General features: G+C 36.8%; 13 protein-coding genes. 10 read left to right on the top strand and 3 right to left on the bottom strand.

Going from position 1 to position 19175, the window contains the following annotated elements:
• Positions 1-130: 130 nt before the first annotated feature.
• Both F2B13_RS01345 and F2B13_RS01340 read left to right on the top strand, forming a co-directional pair.
• Positions 131-2488: a PKD domain-containing protein gene (locus F2B13_RS01345; protein ID WP_149277102.1), complete on the top strand. Its 2358-nt coding sequence runs from the start codon at positions 131-133 to the stop codon at positions 2486-2488.
• Positions 2489-2881: 393 nt separating this feature from the next.
• Positions 2882-4723, top strand: coding sequence for an Ig-like domain-containing protein (locus F2B13_RS01340; RefSeq protein WP_149277101.1), 1842 nt, complete (start codon positions 2882-2884; stop codon positions 4721-4723).
• Positions 4724-4807: 84 nt separating this feature from the next.
• On the opposite strand, the gene F2B13_RS01335 is transcribed toward F2B13_RS01340, so the two are convergent.
• From F2B13_RS01335 to F2B13_RS01325, 3 genes are all read right to left on the bottom strand, one after another.
• Positions 4808-6073 (bottom strand): right-handed parallel beta-helix repeat-containing protein, encoded by a 1266-nt coding sequence (locus F2B13_RS01335; protein WP_149277100.1) that lies wholly within the window; start codon positions 6071-6073, stop codon positions 4808-4810.
• Between the two features lie 529 nt (positions 6074-6602).
• Positions 6603-8483 carry a 3-coathanger stack domain-containing protein gene (locus F2B13_RS01330; protein ID WP_149277099.1) on the bottom strand — a complete coding sequence of 627 codons (1881 nt, stop codon included), beginning with the start codon at positions 8481-8483 and terminating at the stop codon, positions 6603-6605.
• Between the two features lie 122 nt (positions 8484-8605).
• Positions 8606-9301 carry a tail fiber protein gene (locus F2B13_RS01325; RefSeq protein ID WP_149277098.1) on the bottom strand — a complete coding sequence of 232 codons (696 nt, stop codon included), beginning with the start codon at positions 9299-9301 and terminating at the stop codon, positions 8606-8608.
• A gap of 541 nt (positions 9302-9842) precedes the next feature.
• On the opposite strand from F2B13_RS01325, the gene F2B13_RS01320 reads away from it, so the two are divergent.
• The 8 genes from F2B13_RS01320 (at position 9843) to F2B13_RS01285 (ending at position 18596) form a co-directional block, all read left to right on the top strand.
• Positions 9843-10937, top strand: coding sequence for a glycosyltransferase family 4 protein (locus F2B13_RS01320; protein WP_149277097.1), 1095 nt, complete (start codon positions 9843-9845; stop codon positions 10935-10937).
• Positions 10938-11297: 360 nt separating this feature from the next.
• Positions 11298-12218 (top strand): O-antigen ligase family protein, encoded by a 921-nt coding sequence (locus F2B13_RS01315; protein ID WP_198439883.1) that lies wholly within the window; start codon positions 11298-11300, stop codon positions 12216-12218.
• Positions 12219-12345: 127 nt separating this feature from the next.
• The gene (gene murJ / locus F2B13_RS01310) at positions 12346-13686 is read left to right on the top strand and encodes a murein biosynthesis integral membrane protein MurJ (protein ID WP_149277095.1); all 1341 of its coding nucleotides are present in this window, start codon (positions 12346-12348) and stop codon (positions 13684-13686) included.
• A 109-nt stretch (positions 13687-13795) separates the two neighbouring features.
• Positions 13796-14338 carry an acyltransferase gene (locus F2B13_RS01305; protein ID WP_232623060.1) on the top strand — a complete coding sequence of 181 codons (543 nt, stop codon included), beginning with the start codon at positions 13796-13798 and terminating at the stop codon, positions 14336-14338.
• A 53-nt stretch (positions 14339-14391) separates the two neighbouring features.
• Entirely contained in the window at positions 14392-15351 is a 960-nt protein-coding gene (locus tag F2B13_RS01300) for an ATP-grasp fold amidoligase family protein (RefSeq protein ID WP_149277094.1), read from the top strand.
• On the top strand, positions 15344-16426 hold the full coding sequence (locus tag F2B13_RS01295; protein WP_149277093.1) for a glycosyltransferase: 1083 nt from the start codon (positions 15344-15346) through the stop codon (positions 16424-16426). Before F2B13_RS01300 ends, F2B13_RS01295 begins: the two co-directional genes overlap by 8 nt.
• Before the next feature lie 75 nt (positions 16427-16501).
• Positions 16502-17422 carry an ATP-grasp fold amidoligase family protein gene (locus F2B13_RS01290; RefSeq protein WP_149302843.1) on the top strand — a complete coding sequence of 307 codons (921 nt, stop codon included), beginning with the start codon at positions 16502-16504 and terminating at the stop codon, positions 17420-17422.
• A gap of 130 nt (positions 17423-17552) precedes the next feature.
• Positions 17553-18596, top strand: coding sequence for a sugar-transfer associated ATP-grasp domain-containing protein (locus F2B13_RS01285; protein WP_149277091.1), 1044 nt, complete (start codon positions 17553-17555; stop codon positions 18594-18596).
• Positions 18597-19175 lie beyond the last annotated feature (579 nt).

Raw genomic sequence — 19175 nt, 5'->3', positions numbered from 1 at the left:
GACATTAATATGTTTTGAAATATTCTTTTTGATGGGGCACCACACATAAACGCATTATCTTACCCTTCATCGAATATTTACGCATTTAATCGATGTTTTAATCTCTGTAATTTAGAACTTAGTCCTACCTATGAAATTTTTCCCCACGACCCTAGGCAAAACTTTGTCTTTTGTTGCCTGCCTACTTTTTGTATTGATTTCCTGTAGTAAAGATGAAGATTTCGAACTCTTCAAAGATGCTGTCTTGAACACTCCGACATCAATTCAAGAAACGGTGAAAGACACTACTGATAATTTATCTTCCGAGCTTGTGGAAGAAGGAAGTGAAGGCGATAGTTTAACTCAGTCACCACTGGAAAAAACGTTAGAAAAAAGAACGAATGACTTTCTCCCGGTTAACGACGCTTATCTAGGTAGTGGAAAAGGCTACAATCAACCCATTGTACGCTTAGAAAAAGACGTTAGAACGAGTTATTTAATGTTTGATCTCAGCCAAATTAAGGCAATTGGTGGGCATATTACAACCTTAAACCTCGAATTCACGATTGACTCCGATCAGGGCGATGGAAAGGTCAGTGTTTTTATGGGAAATTCAAACGATTGGTCCGAAAAAAGCCTTTCGGAAAATAATGCACCTGAAACCAAAACTTTTTTGGGTTCTATCGAAGATGATTTTACGGTAGGAAGTACCTATCGAGTGGCATTGGACACCATAAATGTAGAGCCAAAAATAATTACCTTAATTTTAATTCATGAATATGGAAATGACTTTGCCTTTTCTTCGAAAGAAGGTAATGGGGGCAAGCCTCCAATACTTCAAGTAGAATTTGAAGCCCCTATAGGTGCGAATAGTAACAATGTATTGACTTCAACTGCTGAAAATGGGTCAATTACCGGGAATTCCGCTAGCGTGCAATTAGAAAAAAATGAAAGTCCAATAGCTATTGCAGAGGGCAAACCACTTGTTGGAGACGCTCCTTTAAAGGTAGAGTTTAGCGCTTCTAAATCGACCGATGATAAAGCTATTGTTGCGTATTTCTGGGACTTTAAAGATGGAAGCACGGCGATTGACCAAAATCCTTCCCATACGTTTTCAGAGGCGGGCACGTACTCCGTAGCACTTTCCGTAAAAGACGAAGAAGAAATGGTTCATACCACCCATATCGAGGTGGTTGTCAATGCAAGGCCCCTAAACGCCAATACCAATACTCCTACCGATACTGGTGCAGAGACCACATCAGGTGTTGATACCAATAATGAAAATAGTACGCCGAAAGATACAGGATCTTATCCTCCTGATGCTGTTTTTGCCTCGTCATTTGGTTACAGCCCTAGTGATGCAACTGAGGCCCTTAAGGCTGCATTGACTTCAGGAAGTTCTTACGTCATTGTTGACAAACAGTCTCAAGATTGGGTAGTCGGCCCTCTAAAATTATTCGATTTAAAAGACTTAACGATAGTCTTCGAACCCGGGGTAGTACTCAGAGCAAAAAAAGGGTCATTTTCAAATCTTGGAAGTAGTTTATTTCAACTAGTTAGAGCCAAAAATATAACTATCGAGGGGAATGGAGCAGTTTTTAAAATGGACAAAACTGTCTATGGCGATGGTGAAAATAGGCATGTATTGGCTATAAACCAATCGGAGGATATTTCCATATCGGAGCTAACGTTGAGAGACGGTGGCGGTGATGGAATATATATTTCAGGAGGTGGAGCTCTTGACTATTCAAAAAATATTACACTCAAAAATATTTTATCCACCAACAATCATCGCAACGGAATGTCGATCATCAGCGCAGAAAATGTCTGGGTCGAGAATTGCGAGTTCTCGAAATCTAGTGGGGTAAGACCTGAAAATGGAGTCGATTTAGAACCGAATCAACCTAATGAGAGATTGGTTAACATCAATTTTATCAATTGTAAATTTTTAGGGAACGATAGCTCAGGTTTTAAAATCGCTCCTGGAAACCTGACCAGTAGTTCCAAACCGATCAGCGTAACCGTCAAAGATTCCGAGTTTCGCAACAATGTGGTTGCCCCGGTAGACGGCGTCTTTAAGACAGAGCTCATTGTAGGGCAAGGCACACACTCGAATCCCGTTAAAGGCAATGTGCATTTCGAGCGCTTGACATTTAATGGTAGTAAACATAGGATCTTTAAAAGTAAAAAATCAGCTGATGCCTATCACGTAATTTTTAAGGATTGTTCGGCCTACAACGTCGGAACAAGCGGAGGGCGTTCCATAATGGAACTTGAGGCCCTTTCTGGAGAGAATACGCTAGGCGGGTTTACTTTTGAGAACTTTTATATTGAATACAGAGTGAAAGAACCCTTCTTAAAAATCAATGCGCCCAGCTATTTCACAGTAAAGGACATCAAGGGAGATTTTATTCTAAAAGAGCCAAACGATATCGAACTCCTCTACAACGGAGGGTACAACCCTTCTGCTAATCAAAATGTAGAAATTACGTATACTCACATCGATTGATGCTCGGTAATTAAAATGCCCGAATACAATAACCCCAAGTTCATATCGAAGATAAAAACACCTCTTTATCCCCACTCAGCTTACCCTAATTTTTGGTTTAAAAATTTGATGGAGTGCATTTCATCTATTAAATCAACCAGTTGACAACATTTTTTGATTTTGATAGTTATAAGAACAATAAAAATTAAGTTCACCCATTAATAATATAACATGTAAGGAATTTCGCTCAATTATTTTGTTTCCGATGTTGACCTAAAACACCATATGAAACCCTAGCTTATCCCAAATCAAGTAGGAGTTTTGAAGTTAGATCAATATTAGAACACTAGAAAGTTTACAACAGATAATGGTAGCCCAAATGCCATTATTCGCTTAAAAAAACTTAACCTACGTATGAAAGCTCAAAACTTAAGAATCGTACAAGCGATTTCGCTCACTATTGCCTTGTCTTTATTTTTTTCTTGTAGTAAGGATACCGATTTACTCGCTGACTATGTTATGGCCGAAAAGCCCGATGCATATTTTCTAAAAACGCTAGTAATAAATGACTCTTATATCATTGGAAGCAGTCGATCGGTGACCCTCGACGTTCTGGCTAACGATGTGTTCACCGATCAGAATGAGGTAAAAATTATCTCCGCCTCCACTCCTAACCTTGGAACCGTTGTTATTAACAAAGACAACACAATTACGTATACCTTGGATGAAAGTAGATCCGTAGAAGGCACTGCTGATAATCTTCCTACAGAAGATTCCGGAACATCAGATACTCCGGAGACTTCAGAAAATACCTCGAACCAAGAAGAACAATCCTCAGATAGCACCACAGAAACCTCTGGTAGTAATGAAACGACCGAATCGAACACCGAAACTGAAGGAACTAATGGAGAAACTCAACAGGGTAGCGACACCTTTACATACACCACCGAGACGACCAACGAAGACGGCACGAAAGAAACCAATGAGGGTACGGTGACCATAAACCTTGATTATGGAGAGCTAAAGGCATTTCCCGGAGCACAAGGATACGGTAAATTTACCACCGGAGGTCGCGCAGGCAGGGTCATTGAGGTGACCAACCTTAATGATAGCGGAGCAGGTAGTTTAAGGGAGGCCGTGTCCTCTAGCGGACCACGAACAATTGTTTTCAGAGTCTCTGGCTATATTAACCTTCTAGAACCCCTTAGAATCAAAAATGGAGATATTACCATTGCCGGCCAGACTGCACCAGGTGATGGAATCACAATAATGCATCATGGTGTTGAAGTATTGACAAGCAATGTCATCATAAGATATTTGAGGATACGACCTGGAATCAATTCTCCTGACGAATTGGATGCAGTTCGCGTCGTACAATACAAGAGTAATGATATCATGAAGAATATAATAATCGATCATTGTTCACTTTCTTGGGCAAAGGATGAAGTTTTATCGTTTGGCGTAAATAGGGCCGAAAATAGCCAACTAAAAAATATTACCGTACAAAACTGTATTGTTTCAGAAGCCATTGATAGCAAATATGGCGTATTGGTCATGGGCCAAGTGAACCATGTGACATTCTTTAAAAATTATTTGGCCCACAATAAAGACCGACAATTTCGTGCCTCGACTGCAGAGACAGAATTTGAAGTAATCAACAATGTTATTTATAACTGGCGATGGGGCACTCAACTTTCTTTCGGTGGAAAATTTGATGTTATAGGCAATACCTATAAAAATTCAAATAACATCGAGCAATCCGGGAATGCCATGACCTATATTCCAAGCGAGAACACACCAGACTATGTAGCTGAGGACGGAGAGGTGTTTCAATCTGGTAATATTGTGATAAATAGCAATTATAACGAAACGAACGGAAATTTTCGTGATTATAATTCGGCAGAGAGGGTACACCAAAATTCTTATATTGATCCCTCACCTGCCGAAGCAATTGAAAATGAGGTATTGTCCAATGCCGGTGCAAATATCTTCTATGATCCTGTTGACGAAAGGATCAAACAAGATTATATAAACAACACAGGAACTTTCATAGATTCTGAAAATAGTGTTGGCGGATTCCCAAATTTGGTCAATGCTAAAACACCAGAGACCTATGACACGGATCAAGACGGTATGGAAGATTCATGGGAGATTCAAAATGGCCTAGACCCGAATGATCCAAGTGATGCATCATCGGATCAAAATAGTGATGGTTTTACAAATTTGGAGGACTTTTTACACTTTTTGACCCTTTAAAGATATTCTTTTACCAAATTAGTCCAACGGGCCATCGGGTTATATAATCAATGCTTGAGTTGAAATAGGGTCGGTTCAAGGTAATTAGTCTTGAGCCGATTGGCCTATAGTAATCGCAAGTCGAACATTTTTGTTTTGACTTGGGTCGTATTTGATATACTTAAACTTATTCTTTTTCTTATTTTTTATAAAAATCTCTCCGGTAATCTCCGCTAACCGGCCAAGTGTTTTCATCGTTGAACCCCTGACCAAAAAAACCGGAAGTTCCGAGGCATAGTCAAGATAAAGATTTTGGAACTTAAAGCCACCCAAACTAAAGTCTCCCTTGTAATAATCGGGTACTTCTAGATAAATGGGCGGGTAAGAGTTATCTTGACAAATATTTCGTGCCAGACAATCCTTAAACTCGACGGAATAGGCCTCTTTTGTTTTTCGGCTATAAAATAGCCCCCATTTCGAATTTTCTACAATACAATCCTTTAAGACAACTTTCCCTTGAACCGGTGAGGTCTTATGCGCTCCAAAAACAATTTCACTAGCTACATATTTGTTATCAGGGTGGTGATTATTCTGTAATACACATTTTTTAAAGTTGATACTCACAGGTTCCGAAGTACTATCAAGTTTCGACAAGGCTAATAAAATACCGGCATGATCATTATTTCTAAAAATGCAATTAGAAAAAGTAATATTTATTAATCGATCCAACTTTGAATTGGGTTCAAGATCGACACCAGCCCCAGGTAAGGTGCCCTTTGTTTCTTGAAATACCGATTCGGAAACGGTAATATTCTTTCCACTAATAATTGAAATTCCTTGGCGCTTGTTATTAGTCGCTATTATTCTACTTAAAAAAATATTTTCGGAATAGCTGCCTTTTCCAAATCCAGCGATATAAATACCGTCACCCCCTGTATCTTCAATACATAGATTATCAATTTTCATATTTTTACATTTCCGGATGCTTATACCGTGTCGCCATTCACCGTCTAGATATTCGTCCTTGTTCATGGAAAGTTTAGATCCATTGCCTATAATGGAGATATTTTCACAATTTTGGAATTCAAAAAGTGCATCCGAAGTCTTCACGAATACCCCATTTTCTGCCCTTATTTCCACATTGGGTTCAATTATTATTACTTTGTTCTTAAGCCCTTGAAATTCCATGGGGCCAATAATCCATGGGGTATCCAACTTATCAACTATCAAGGTATCATTCTCAGAACCAAAAGCTCTTTTCATAGCCCCGGTATAATCTTTTCCAATCAGAAACTTTGACACCTCTACGGTCTGGGCATTTCCTAGGATAGTAATCGCTAAAAAAAATAACAAAAAAAATATTCCTCTCATCGGGCTTGATTTATACGAAAGTTTTGAATCTATGACGTGGTATAGCAATAGGTATGCCAATCCATTAGCCTATGAACCATACCTCTATTACTATCCATGAGACGAGAATATTCATTATTGACCTACTTGCAACACTACCTACGTCTAAAAATAGTATTGTTTTTATAAGGTATAAAAGTAAAGCTTTCTGAATCGGTGGTGTCGTAATTACGATAAAGAACCCACTTTACTCTTTAAAATTGGCGATAGCTAGTGTGAGGTTCTACTCCCATTCCAACCTTCTATGAACCGTATATCTATACCCATGGCGGTTTTGATAAGTAAACCTTCCGGTCTTTTAAGATGATGATTTCGAGGGGCAGAAATGATTCTGAGGCCATTTGTTCAGCGGAAGGAGTAAAAACTTAAGACTCCGTTTCAAATTGAAATGTAATTTGTGAAATAAAATTAAAGAAAGGAACAAATAACAAACTGGGCGGTTCCAAATTTGGAACCGCCCAGTTTGTTATTTTCATGTAATCGACAAACGCTAATTCTTTATGGCTTTCACCATACGCCTTTCGAAAGACCCTTCGATACTAACCATATAGAAACCGGCCATTAGCGAGGAAAAATCTACCTCTACGCGTTGAGGACCTGCGTACATACGTTGATCAGCAATGACGGACCTCACGAGTTGATTGTTGATGTCGTAGATATTTACGGAAATATAATCATCTTGCTCGACCATAAACCTCATAACCGTATAGGTATTGATAGGATTAGGAGTCAAGGTCGGTTTCACGCCAACTTCTTCCATTCTTTCCGCCTCTGGTCTCCAATTGTGATAAAATCCTGATTTGGCCTTTAGTGCCGTAGCTCCACTAGAACCACTACAATTACCAAGCACAGCTTTAAAAACTTCACTGCCATCCGCTTTTACGCTAAAGCCAGGTTTAAGTACCACTTTGCTCCCCGCCTTGTATGTTACGGTACCTGACGAATGTGTAACATCATTGGTCGCGGTAATCGTACTTGAGGCCTGCTTGGTCGTGGCCGAAGAAATGGTACTCGACAAAGTTACCGAGCTGACACAATCGCCACTGGAACTTGAAGTGCTGGAAGTACTACCCGTAGAAAGACTGGATACGAACTTATAATCCACGTCTACATTCGTAAACTTATAAACTCTCGAATAAACAATAGCGTTGTCTTTGTTCAATTTTGAGTTGGCAACTACAAAGTCACCGGTCACGTCTTTAAGGCCATCCATGGTGCTATAGCCGTATATTTTAAGGAACGGATCGGTAGTGTTGCCCGACACCCGAACATTGTTAAACTCAAATCCTCCTAAAGGAGGAGAGGTAATACTGTAACTCGGTGTCTCTAGATAAACGGAAGTACTACTAATATCTAAAAAATCACAGTTGGTAAATCTTGCCATAAAAGCAGTAGAAGGTTTTCTAGAACTCATTACCGGGTGATCTACATTTTCAATGGTCGTATTATCAAAAGTTATAAGCCCCCTAGCTGCGTTATTGAAGCTCTTACCTACTCCTAAGCGTATTTCGCTTGGGCTATTTCGTGTATTTTTATAAAAATTATTAGTTAGATAACAATCTTCAAAAGTAATATCAATAGGATTTGAGGACGAGGTCAAGTGCTTTAAACTTACTTGGATTCCATAATAATGATTGTTCTTTATCGTGGAATTTTTAAAAACGATATTCCTTAGTCGCTGGTCAGAAGTATTCGGCTCAAAATTCACACCGCAGCCTAGTATATTACTTTTTGTTCCTGAAAAAACACAGTTCTTGACCAAAACACCATCAGCACTGATTAGGCTGATTCCATCTCTAGCATGATTAAGTACTTTCAGGTCTTCGAGAACTATATTTTTAGCATAAACAGATACATTAGATCCAGTTATATAAACCCCGTCACCGCCACTCTCTTCTAATGTCAATCCTTTAACCGAAATATTATCACCACCTGTAAATTGCAAGCTATGACGATATTCTGTTTTGGAATCATAACTAATTAATTCGTCCTTATCCATCTTAAAGGTAGCGCCATACCCAGAAATCTTAAGGTTTCTGGCTCTCACTAAGTTTAGTAAAGCATCATTACTTCCCTTGAATCTACCTTTCAGCGCTCTAACGACCACCCCTGATTCAAAAACGATTTCCTTATTGCTAATATCGAACAACTTTAAAGGCCCAATATTCCAACCGCTACTTTTATAATCAATAATTACTTTATCATAGTTCGAATTCAATGCCTTTTGCAATGCTAAGGTAGCATCGGTCGAACTGTAACCGAAACTTGATGCCTTGACCGTGGTTTGCGATATCATCGTATGGCCGCCAAATAGCGTCAAGGTTATCAGGCATAGTAAGGCTCTTATATTATGGGTAATTTTATATTTCATAATTTTCCTATTTGGAGCTGATTAAGTACTCTTTGAATCGAACTACACACTTTTTCCCAAGGCCAGTTTACCTATACCGGCTAGCGAATTGAATGTTCTTGATTCAAGAAGCACGACTGGATTTAATCTAAAAGAGGAAGGAGTTTTTCGTTGACTTCTCTGAGGTGTCTAAGTTCTTCTTGCAGCTGATTATTTTTTTTGTTCAACTCCAATACATACAGGGTCAACTCTTCGATTTTCTGCAAAAGTGTTGCATCCATTTCGCCCAAAGGAATACCATTTTCTTCGATATCTATTGCACTGGGCACATCTATCAAATGTCCCTTCTCTGCAATATGCTTCTCAACCTCTTCAAGGGAAGGCAACTTATAGTCTTCTTCAAAAACAAAATCGGACCAGCCACTGCTCTCAACTGTTACCTCTCTAGCTCCAATGGAACCATCAACGGCAAGTAAGTGTTTGCCCATGGTCGACGTACCGATACCGACCTTCTGTTCAAAACTAATATTGCCACTTTGTTTTACATTGTAAACAAGCTTGTTGCTAGAAGTTTGATTTTCTGCCCATAATTCCAAATCATTGTTGTTTCCACTATCACTTCCTTTATACCTCCAAAAGAATCCATATCCTCCGGGCGCGTGTCCCATTCTAAGATCGATATCTTTGTTGTTCGATTCGATTTCAAGGGCCAAGCCACCATTATCGGATTTGATTATCGCCGTTTCGTCGGTGATTACACTACTCCCACTTGTAGACCATTGGGAGTGTGACGTAAAGGAAATTAAGAAAAGAGCGCCTAAAAAAGTAATTTTTCTCATAATGTAGTTAAAGATTAAAAGGGGATAAATTCTTTGTTTTCAAGGTTAAAAATTTATAAACACTTACCGATTGCATTAAAAATAAATTCGAAATAGTACACGATGTTATTTTTTATAATCCAGCAAATTAGTCATATATACGGTAGTTCATGGATAAAAAGATGTCTTTCGTCGAAAAAAAAATGTTAAAATTTTAATTGCTTGGGTATCACTGAAAAAATATAACCTCTAAAGAATAAGAGTTTTATTACATATAGCCTTAATATGGGGTATAATAGGTATTCACATGGCATACCACTGAGGGGCGGGTAAGAAAAATCTCCGGACTCCTTATTTTAAAAAAAGATTACTTTTTCCTTCGAATTGTACACCTTGTCGGATTTGCCTGTTGCTTCCTCAAATTTTAAACAGCCTTTGAAAGCTTTTTCCCATATTTGTACCGCTTTATAATTATAAGAATATCTAAATAAAGAATAGACGTTGAGTAATACGTAAAAGAAACCTGGATGATAGACAGTATTTTGAAAAGTAATAATACACCATGAAAAAGAAATCCATCGCCTTTATCATCGGCTCTTTAGGTTCGGGTGGTGCAGAAAGGGTAGTCAGCACGCTATGCAACGGACTCATTGGGCACTATGATATTGCAATTATAACTTTCATTGCCAGTAAACCCTTTTATTCCTTAGATAAAAAGGTCAGCCTGCTACACTGCTCTGAAGTCATTAATCCTAGTGAAAATCTGTGGCAGGCCATAAAAACAAATTATAATTTGTACAAAAAAATATCAGGTTTTCTAAAATCAGAGCGGATAGACCTATCGATTTGTTTTTTAACTTCCTCCAATATTCTTGGAATATTGGCCTCAAGATCAAGAGGAATTCCAGTCATTGTCAGTGAACGTATAGACCCTAACGCCTCAAAAAAATCTTTTGTTTGGGAAAAGCTTCGGCGCTTTACTTATCCAAAAGCGAATTTGGTGGTGGTGCAGACCGCGGCCATCAAACGCTTTTTTACCCGTTATATCGATGAAGCAAAAGTGATTATTCTACCCAATCCGCTCTCCCCTGATTTACAATACGATTTGAATCATAGCAAGCCTGCCGAAAAAATCATTCTTAATGTAGGGAGACTGACCAACCAGAAAGGACAAGATATGCTGATAAGAGCCTTTGGGAACATTAATCCTAAGGACTGGAAACTGATAATAATAGGTGAAGGACCAAATAGGGGAAAATATGAGGAAATGATTGAGCAACTTAACATGAAAGGGAAAATTATATTACCTGGTAATATCAAAGCAATATCCCCACAATATGCCTCAGCTCGAATATTCGCCTTCACTTCTCGATTTGAAGGCTTCCCAAATGCCTTGATAGAAGCAATGCATATGGGTCTCCCCAGCATTGCAACAGACTGTCCTACAGGCCCGTCAGAACTTATAGAGGATGGTAATAATGGATTTTTAATAAATGTAGGGGATCAAACTGCACTGGAAGAGAAGTTAGGTGTTTTGATAAAAGATCCACAAATGAGGGAAATATTCGGTCGAAAAGGTAGAGAAAAAGTGAAACGATTTAAAACCCATGAAGTGATTTCAGCTTGGGAATCCGTAATTCAATCTACATTAGACTAATTTTATCTTTTAATGAAGAATTTACAGTACCGATTAACTTTCGAATTAAATGTCAATTCTAGGAAGCTAAGATTGACCAACTCAATGTAAAGTCAAATTTTGACAAACTATTCAAATATTCAAAATAGTAACAAAAAGAAGAAAATGTCGACCATTGAAAAGTTTTGGAACCTGATCAGGTATCTTATTCTTATCTTGATTATTTGTAACATACCGAGTTTTTTACTGGCTTATTTTGGATCGAGTTTAGGCTCTATTTCAAGTTATTCTTCTTCTTTTTTACTGTTGTTCTTTTTTGCTTTCACCAAGGAGAAACATAGATTTTTTTTTCCATTTATTCTTTTGGGTTTACTCTATTTCATGATAGGAGCTTTAAATTATGATGGCTTATTTGCCAAGGATTTATTGAAGGAGTTTGTGCGATTCATGATTGTTGTGGTATGTGGTGGTGAAATTCTATCTCGAACCAATAAGAAAGAAATATACTATGTTCTAATTTTAGGTGCTGCGAGCATTGTGGTAAACGCATTTATTTTTCCCTTTGCCAATATTAATTTTACGCCCACCTATGGCCGGTATAGTGGTTTCTTTTTAAATCCAAATTTTGCCGGATCTATATGTGTCATTGGATTTGCCCTGAGCTATTCAATCAATAAGCGGTTCTTAAAAATTGGGGGGCAACTGTTATTTACACTAGCAGGGATATTGACGTTTTCTAGAGGTTTCATAGTTATCTGGCTCGTGGTAAACATTATCTCAATTTATAATGACAGGAAGAATTTGACCGTTCCACTGGTAGGGGTCGTAACTCTTATTATGGTTTTTGCATTATCTACTGTTCTGTCCTTAAATCAAGATCGTCTTTCTGCCCTAAAAAGCATTTTCGAAAGCGATACTCAAATTCAAACCAAAACTATAACTGAGGACTCACGTACAGCAACTTGGGCGCTTTATACCGATTTGATTTTAGACAAGCCATTCTTTGGTCATGGATACGGTAAAATGAAGCAAAAAAGTGCATATTTGCCCGGTGTACATAATTCGTTTTTGCTCGTGTTCGGTGAGGCAGGAATAATTCCCTTCCTATTGATGATAGGTATTTACGCCTTTTTAATAATTAATAGTCTCCGGTTATTTAAACCAAATCCGGAATACCTCTATCTATCCAGTGCATTGATATTATCGGCGATGGTCGGCCATAGTTACTTCGACAATTTTTATATGGTTTTTCTGTCGATGTTCGTTTATTTAAAGGTCAAGAAAAAAATTCCCACTACTTGAGCAATATAAACGATTTAAACCTGTTGACCTTTTTAATTCTGAGAAACTCAACTGAGCAAAAATAATTTAAGTGTTGGGCGTGATTATCCTTATAATAATGAAAAGCAAGAAATCTTAAACCACTTGAATGAAATTTAAACCTAACATTCGTTCTTTTTTAAAAAAGACAATAACAAATCCATTGCTCATCAATATGGCAACCGTGATATCAATTACGTATGCTATAAAAGTAATCGGATTTTTTAAGGAAAGTTATATCGCCTACGAATACGGCCTTTCCGCCATGATTGATACGTATTTACTGGCCATGATAATTCCCTCGTTGATTCAGGCCGTATTTTTAAGTTCATTTTCCAATGTTTTCGTTCCTAATTATGTCATCGCGTTAAAACAAAATAAAGATATTGCTGATTTTCAAGCATCATCTTTTCTGCTAACTATTGCTATTTCGTTTCTACTTGTTCTGATTGTCTATTTTTTCTTTGAACCCTTCGTTGAAGTGTTTTTTCCTGGCCATGAACCATCCTATTATGAGATGATAAGTCGCCAATTTTATTTACTTGTATTATGCATTCCATTTTGGGGGGTGTCTTCACTTTTAACTGGCATGCTCAATATTGAAAATGAGTATAGATTTTCTTCCCTTACTCCAATTTTTATTCCGATAGTTACAATAATAGCAATCTATTTTTTCCAAGAGCAGCTCAAAGAATCCGTATTGGCCGCCTCCACCCTTGTTGGTAGTATTCTAGGCTTCTTGTATGTTTTGATAGTAAATAAAGGAAAAGGACTTCTGCGGATTGGAAAGCCAGATTTAAAAGATTTGAATTTCATTGCCATGCTCAAACAGGTTCCCTACAAAATGTCGTCGAGCCTTTTCACCAACTTAATACCCTCCGTAGATAAGTTTTTTGCGGCTAAATTAGTTGTAGGGTCGGTAGCAGCCATAAGTTTTGGCCAAAAGATTCCTGCTTTCGTTCTAGGATTTTCAATTACCGGGCTCGGTACTGTTTTACTTCCCTATTTCTCAAAACTTGCCAATGAAAATCCAAAAAAAGCATTTAAGGAGCTCTTTAAAATCTTAAAAATTCTTTTTTTAGGATCGCTTCTTATCATTGTGGCTCTTATCTATTTTTCTCAAGAGATAGTTGAACTGCTTTTTCAAAGAAATGAGTTTGACAATGAAGACACCGAAGTAGTTTCAAGAATTCAACAAATATTATTACTCTATGTGCCGTTCTACCTATGTGGAAATGTTTTAGTGAAATTTTTGACCAGTTTTAATAAAAATAAATTTATGGCCAAAATGTCGTTTATGAATTTTGTGGTAAATATATTTCTAGACTACATTCTGTTTAAAAATTTCGGGGTTTATGGAATTGTTATGGCAACCTCAATAATTTACTCGATAAATCCAATAATTTACTATATGTACGCAAAATCACTATCAAAAAAACTCTTTAGCTGATTGTTTATTTGCGTATAAATTAAGATAACAAAGAGAAATGACGGTTCGATAAAATAAAACTTTAGCTTGCAATATTAATCGTTAAACTCTGTTTAAAAGTAGAATAATTATGTTAAAAGATATATTCTTAAAAATAAAGGAGCGTCTTAAGGTGCGTAAGATGTCTGGAGTGGAATACGCTCGCTATAGAGGAGTGAAAGTTGGCGAAGACTGCAGAGTATATTCAAGAAAATTAGGCTCAGAGCCTTGGCTGATCAAAATTGGAAATAAAGTGACTGTTGCACCTGAAGTTCAATTTATCACCCATGATGGCTCAACTTGGCTCTTTATCGACGACAGGGGAAGGCGTCAATTATTTCGACGAATCGATATCGCTGATAATATTTTCATTGGTATGAAAAGTATAATTTTACCCGGTGTGAAAATTGAAAAAGATGTTGTGGTGGCTGCAGGAAGCGTAGTCACTAAATCCATCCCAAGCGGGGTAATTGTTGGTGGTAATCCAGCCAAAATCATCGGTGATTTTTATGCCTATGAGAAAAAGGTTCTTGAGACCTATATTGCAAATTCAGAAATAGATTTTTCCAAAGATTACAAACAACGAACAATAGAATCATTAGACCCTTCATTCAAGGAATATTTGCGGAAGTAACCTAATATGTAAGTGGTCCAACAGTTTTTGAGTTACAATCAATACCTCCAAATATGTTCAGGAAATTTTTGAAGAATATTTATGAATCTTATCCTATTGGTTATTATCTATTATATCCAATTTTAAAAATTGTCAATTTTTTCAAGTATGAACTGGTAAATGATAAGAAAACATTGGAAAACAGATTTAAGAGGAATTTCGGCCGTCCAATTGATTTGAACAATCCCAAGACACTAAATGAAAAAATTGTATGGTTAAAATTGTATGACCGCACTCCACTGCATACCCAATGTAGTGATAAATTAGCCGTTAGAGAGTATGTTAAAGCTAAAATTGAGGAAGAATATTTAGTTCCTCTATTTTTTCACACTACGGACTACAAGGAAATAACAGCTCATAATTTGCCTGATGAACCCTGCATAGTAAAGACTAACCACGATAGTGGAGGTGGTTTTTTCGTTCGTGATAAAAGTAAGGTCAATTATTCCAAACTTAGACAATCACTTAGAATAAGAATGAAAAGAAACTATTATCAAAGGAGTAAAGAGTGGCAATATAAAAATATCAAGCCAGCTATTATCGTAGAAAAGTTACTCCAGAAAAAGGATGGCACAATTCCAGAAGATTATAAGGTACATTGTTTTAATGGTAGTGTTCGTATGATTTCTGTAGATATAGGCAGGGGTACCGATAACCACAAAAGAAATTGGTACGACGTAGACTGGAAACGCCAACCATTTAAGTGGTCTTCCCCAAAAGCCAATGGAAAATATACAGATCCAACAGATTATGAAATACCACCCCCAAAAACCTTGACAAAAATGATTGAGCTTTCCGAATTATTGGCCGAACCTTTTGCCTACGTACGAATTGATTGGTATGACCTTGAAGGAAAGTTATATTTTGGTGAAATAACTTTCCATCATGATGGAGGTAGTCAAGCGATTGTTCCTGCCTCATGGGATGATAAGCTAGGTGCCGAAATAAAACTACCCGCGATAGGTCATGAATAAGATAAAAATCTGTTTTGTAATTCCGTCTCTCCGGGCAGGAGGAGCTGAAAGAGTCATGTCTTTTTTAGCGGAACATATCGATAAAAAGACTTTTTCGTCCGAACTTTTAATTATCGAATCGGAAAAAGACAAATCTTATGAAATAAAGGATATCCCAATAACTTATTTGAACAAAAATAGAGTCAGGGACGGTATTTGGGCTATAGCCAAACATTTAAAAAGAAACAAAGTTGATATTGCCGTTAGTTCCATGGGTCATGTCAATACCTTGATGGCGATTCTTTCTATTTTCTCCAATAAAACCAAATTTGTAGGTCGTGAAGCTATTGTAAGGTCTGCCACAAATAAAGTACAAGGTCTTCCTTTATACCCCACTCCTTTGTCCAAGCTCATCTATAAAGTACAAATGCGTTATCTCGATGCAATTATTTGTCAAAGTAATGATATGAGAGATGATTTATATAAAAATTATGGTTTCCCAAATGATAAACTCATCACATTAAACAATCCTATAACACATCAATTTCGATTAAAGAAAAACAGAAAAAGAAACGATATTATTCAACTTATAACAGTTGGAAGATTCGCCATTCAGAAAGGCCATTTACGCCTATTAAAAGCTTTGTCAAGATATAATATGCCTTTCCATTATACAATGATAGGGTCTGGAGAGGGCCATGAAAAAATTTTCGCATTCATAGACGAGCATGGGTTATCAGATAAAATAACCCATGTACCCTTTACCGATAACGTACAGCAATACTTAGAAAAAAGCGATTTGTACCTTCTGGGCTCCTATGTAGAGGGCTTTCCAAATTCACTTTTGGAAGCTTGTGCCGTAGGCACGCCTGTGCTGGCCTTTAAGGCTCCGGGAGGTATAGACGAAATTATTATTGAAGGGGTAAACGGCTACCTTGCCGATAACGAAGAAGATTTTCTTAAAAAATTGGAAAAATCAGTCAAAAAGGAGTGGGTACCCGAGGCAATAAGCAAATCGGTTACCGATCGGTATTCTGCAGAGATAATACTTGAAAAATACAAAAATTTCTTTCTGGATCTTCATTCCCAAAATTGAGGAAATAACGTGGATCCCATATATTTTGAATGTAGAAAAATATTTTATTTATGAAAGATAATCAATTCATACTGTATGAAAATGCTTAGGAAGGTACTCACGAACTTCTATTACAAAAATTCTTTTGGTAGATTACTTATCGACCCAATTTTCAAAGTTCGAAATAAGGTTATCCCTTTGAAAATTATTCTAAAAAAAAGGTTTCGACGTTTATTAGGGTATGAACTCGATCTTCAAAACCCCAAAACGTTTAACGAAAAGATTCAATGGCTAAAAATAAATGACAGAAGCGAACTTCACGTCATCTGCGCCGATAAGTTCAAAGTGAGATCGCATGTAGCGAAAAAAATAGGCGAAGAGCATTTGATACCGTTGATTAAAGAAACTAAAGACATTAACGAACTTAAACCTTCGGAGCTCCCCGATTACCCTGTTATAATAAAAACCAATCACGATAGTGGGGGCACTACAATTATCAGAGATAAAAAATTAGTTGATTGGGTTTCGTTGAGAGAAAAATTAGGCAAATCTTTAAAAAGGCGCTACGGTGATTATAAAGGAGAATGGCAATATGCCAAAATAGAACCTAGGGTTGTAATAGAAAAACTGATGTTGGATGAGCATGGGCAAATACCATTGGATTATAAATTACATTGCATGAATGGCACTGTGAAATTCATACAGGTAGATATAGATAGGAGCACAAATCACCGAAGAAATGTATATGATAGTGAATGGCAGCAATTTCCTTTACGCTGGGTGCATGAAAATGGAGGTAACATTAAAAAGCCTGAGGCATTGGAAAGAATGATCGAATTAGCCGAATGTTTAGCCCAAGACTTTCACTATGTAAGGGTTGATCTATATTATATCAAGAAGAAAATATACTTTGGGGAATTGACCTTTCACTCTGGATCAGGTTTCGAAAAATTCATACCTGAAATTTGGGATTATAATTTTGGTAAAATGCTCAGCCTGCCAGGCAAAAACAATTAGCCTTCTGGCGTCCTAATTTTGAGAAATTTATAACGATTTTATCATATATAGGTAAATACGCATAATTAATAAAAGCACCTCAGATCTTTTAAAAAAATGGTGCGCCAGATCATACAAGAAAAGTAGCGTTATGGAAATAAAAAAGACCGTCAAGAACATATTTAATAAAGGTTTAGAATATCGTTACCATTTAAACGAAAGAAAAAGAGCAACGAAAATGCTTAAAAATATTGAAAAAGATAAGGGAAAAACCGATACTCAATTAGGGCGATTGAGCAAAGAATACGCTAACGACATTTTTGGAGATGAGAAGTATGCTCCTTGGTTGTTAACCTATAGTGCAATGGCTGGAACCTTTAAAGAAGGATGGATTCCTGATAATTACTATGGAGCCGTAGTAGTACCAAAACTGAAGGGCGACTATGGCAAGATTGATAATAGAACATTATTAACAAATTCTTTGCTGGAAACGTCATACCCATTAGATATTTGTTATTATGTAAATAACATATTTTGGGATCTGAAGCATAAAGTATTAAAAGAAAATCACCTATTAGATCTACTTTTTAAAAGCAATAAAAAGATAGTCTACAAAATTGAAAACTCATTACAAGGTAAGGGAATATACTTTTTCACAAGGGAGAACTTCGAATTTGATGCGATCAAAAAATTGGGTAACGGCGTTTTTCAGAACTATATTGAACAACACGATTTTTTTTCTGAATTTACCAATTTATCTGTTGCCACTATTCGCCTCACATCCGTGTGTGATAATAGTGGCAAGGTATCCGTTAGATCGGCCTATTTAAGGATTGGAAAAGATCGAGATACCCATGTGAAATCCGCATCAGCGATTAAAGTCCCTATTCACCTTGAAAAGGGTGAGCTTTCTAAATATGGTTATTTACCAAATTGGACCTCAACCGAGAAACATCCCAATAGTAAAATTATTTTCGAAAATAAGAAGATACCTAAGTTCAGTAATTGTATTTCTGAAGTAACTAAAATGCATAATCAGATACCCTTTGTCAGGTGTATTGGATGGGATATTATCGTGGACAGTTCCGACAAAATCCGTTTGATAGAATGGAATGGGCAACATAATGACATAAAATTCGGCGAAGCCACTCAAGGTCCTTGTTTCAAAGGATTATTTTGGGAGAAATTAGTATAGCATAGATTACAATAAACTCTATTTAGGTATATACAGATCTTAATTATCAAAACTATAAAAGTTACTATAGCCAGTTTGAATCTTTATTTCTTGATGTATTTAATTGTAGAAGAATAAACAGTATTTTATCAGCATGTAAATAAATAAGTATAAAAAGCGGTAGTTATATACCAAAAATCAACCTTTAGTTTGAAAAATTTCATTCCCCTTAATTGAATCAGTTCTGAAAAAACCTAAATCATCTACTTGGCTATTCGTTCTGCCTACCGATAGCATACAAGGTTCCGAATTTATTGTGAAGAACCTAGCTACATTTTTATCGGAGCAAGGGCATACTTGTCAAGTAATTATCTTAACCAAAAAAAAGAGTCAGGGCTGGGCCGACCTTGAAGGTAAAATGCAAGTTCACTATTTGCCTTTTAAAAGGTACATGATCGGAGCAGTTGCCTTAATACCCTTTTTGGCACTGAAAGGATATCGAAATTTCGATTATACCTTTTCTTCGCAAACAATCATTAATGGTGTTTTGGGGTTCGCAAAAAGAATAGGTCTTTTCAAAAAAACAAAAGTAATCCTTCG

The sequence above is a fragment of the Pareuzebyella sediminis genome (genome assembly GCF_008367235.1).
Classification (GTDB): domain Bacteria; phylum Bacteroidota; class Bacteroidia; order Flavobacteriales; family Flavobacteriaceae; genus Pareuzebyella; species Pareuzebyella sediminis.
The sequence above is the reverse complement of the archived record's forward strand: the minus strand, read 5'-3'. Positions and strand labels throughout refer to the sequence as shown.

Bases quoted from the DNA above. Each gene is read 5' to 3' on its own strand.
- F2B13_RS01315 (WP_198439883.1), top strand. From the start codon at position 11,298: ATGATAGGAGCTTTAAATTATGATGGCTTATTTGCCAAGGATTTATTG.
- F2B13_RS01345 (WP_149277102.1), top strand. From the start codon at position 131: ATGAAATTTTTCCCCACGACCCTAGGCAAAACTTTGTCTTTTGTTGCC.
- F2B13_RS01340 (WP_149277101.1), top strand. From the start codon at position 2,882: ATGAAAGCTCAAAACTTAAGAATCGTACAAGCGATTTCGCTCACTATT.
- F2B13_RS01305 (WP_232623060.1), top strand. From the start codon at position 13,796: ATGTTAAAAGATATATTCTTAAAAATAAAGGAGCGTCTTAAGGTGCGT.
- F2B13_RS01335 (WP_149277100.1), bottom strand. From the start codon at position 6,073: ATGAGAGGAATATTTTTTTTGTTATTTTTTTTAGCGATTACTATCCTA.
- F2B13_RS01325 (WP_149277098.1), bottom strand. From the start codon at position 9,301: ATGAGAAAAATTACTTTTTTAGGCGCTCTTTTCTTAATTTCCTTTACG.
- F2B13_RS01300 (WP_149277094.1), top strand. From the start codon at position 14,392: ATGTTCAGGAAATTTTTGAAGAATATTTATGAATCTTATCCTATTGGT.
- F2B13_RS01320 (WP_149277097.1), top strand. From the start codon at position 9,843: ATGAAAAAGAAATCCATCGCCTTTATCATCGGCTCTTTAGGTTCGGGT.
- F2B13_RS01285 (WP_149277091.1), top strand. From the start codon at position 17,553: ATGGAAATAAAAAAGACCGTCAAGAACATATTTAATAAAGGTTTAGAA.
- murJ (WP_149277095.1), top strand. From the start codon at position 12,346: ATGAAATTTAAACCTAACATTCGTTCTTTTTTAAAAAAGACAATAACA.
- F2B13_RS01330 (WP_149277099.1), bottom strand. From the start codon at position 8,483: ATGAAATATAAAATTACCCATAATATAAGAGCCTTACTATGCCTGATA.
- F2B13_RS01295 (WP_149277093.1), top strand. From the start codon at position 15,344: ATGAATAAGATAAAAATCTGTTTTGTAATTCCGTCTCTCCGGGCAGGA.
- F2B13_RS01290 (WP_149302843.1), top strand. From the start codon at position 16,502: ATGAAAATGCTTAGGAAGGTACTCACGAACTTCTATTACAAAAATTCT.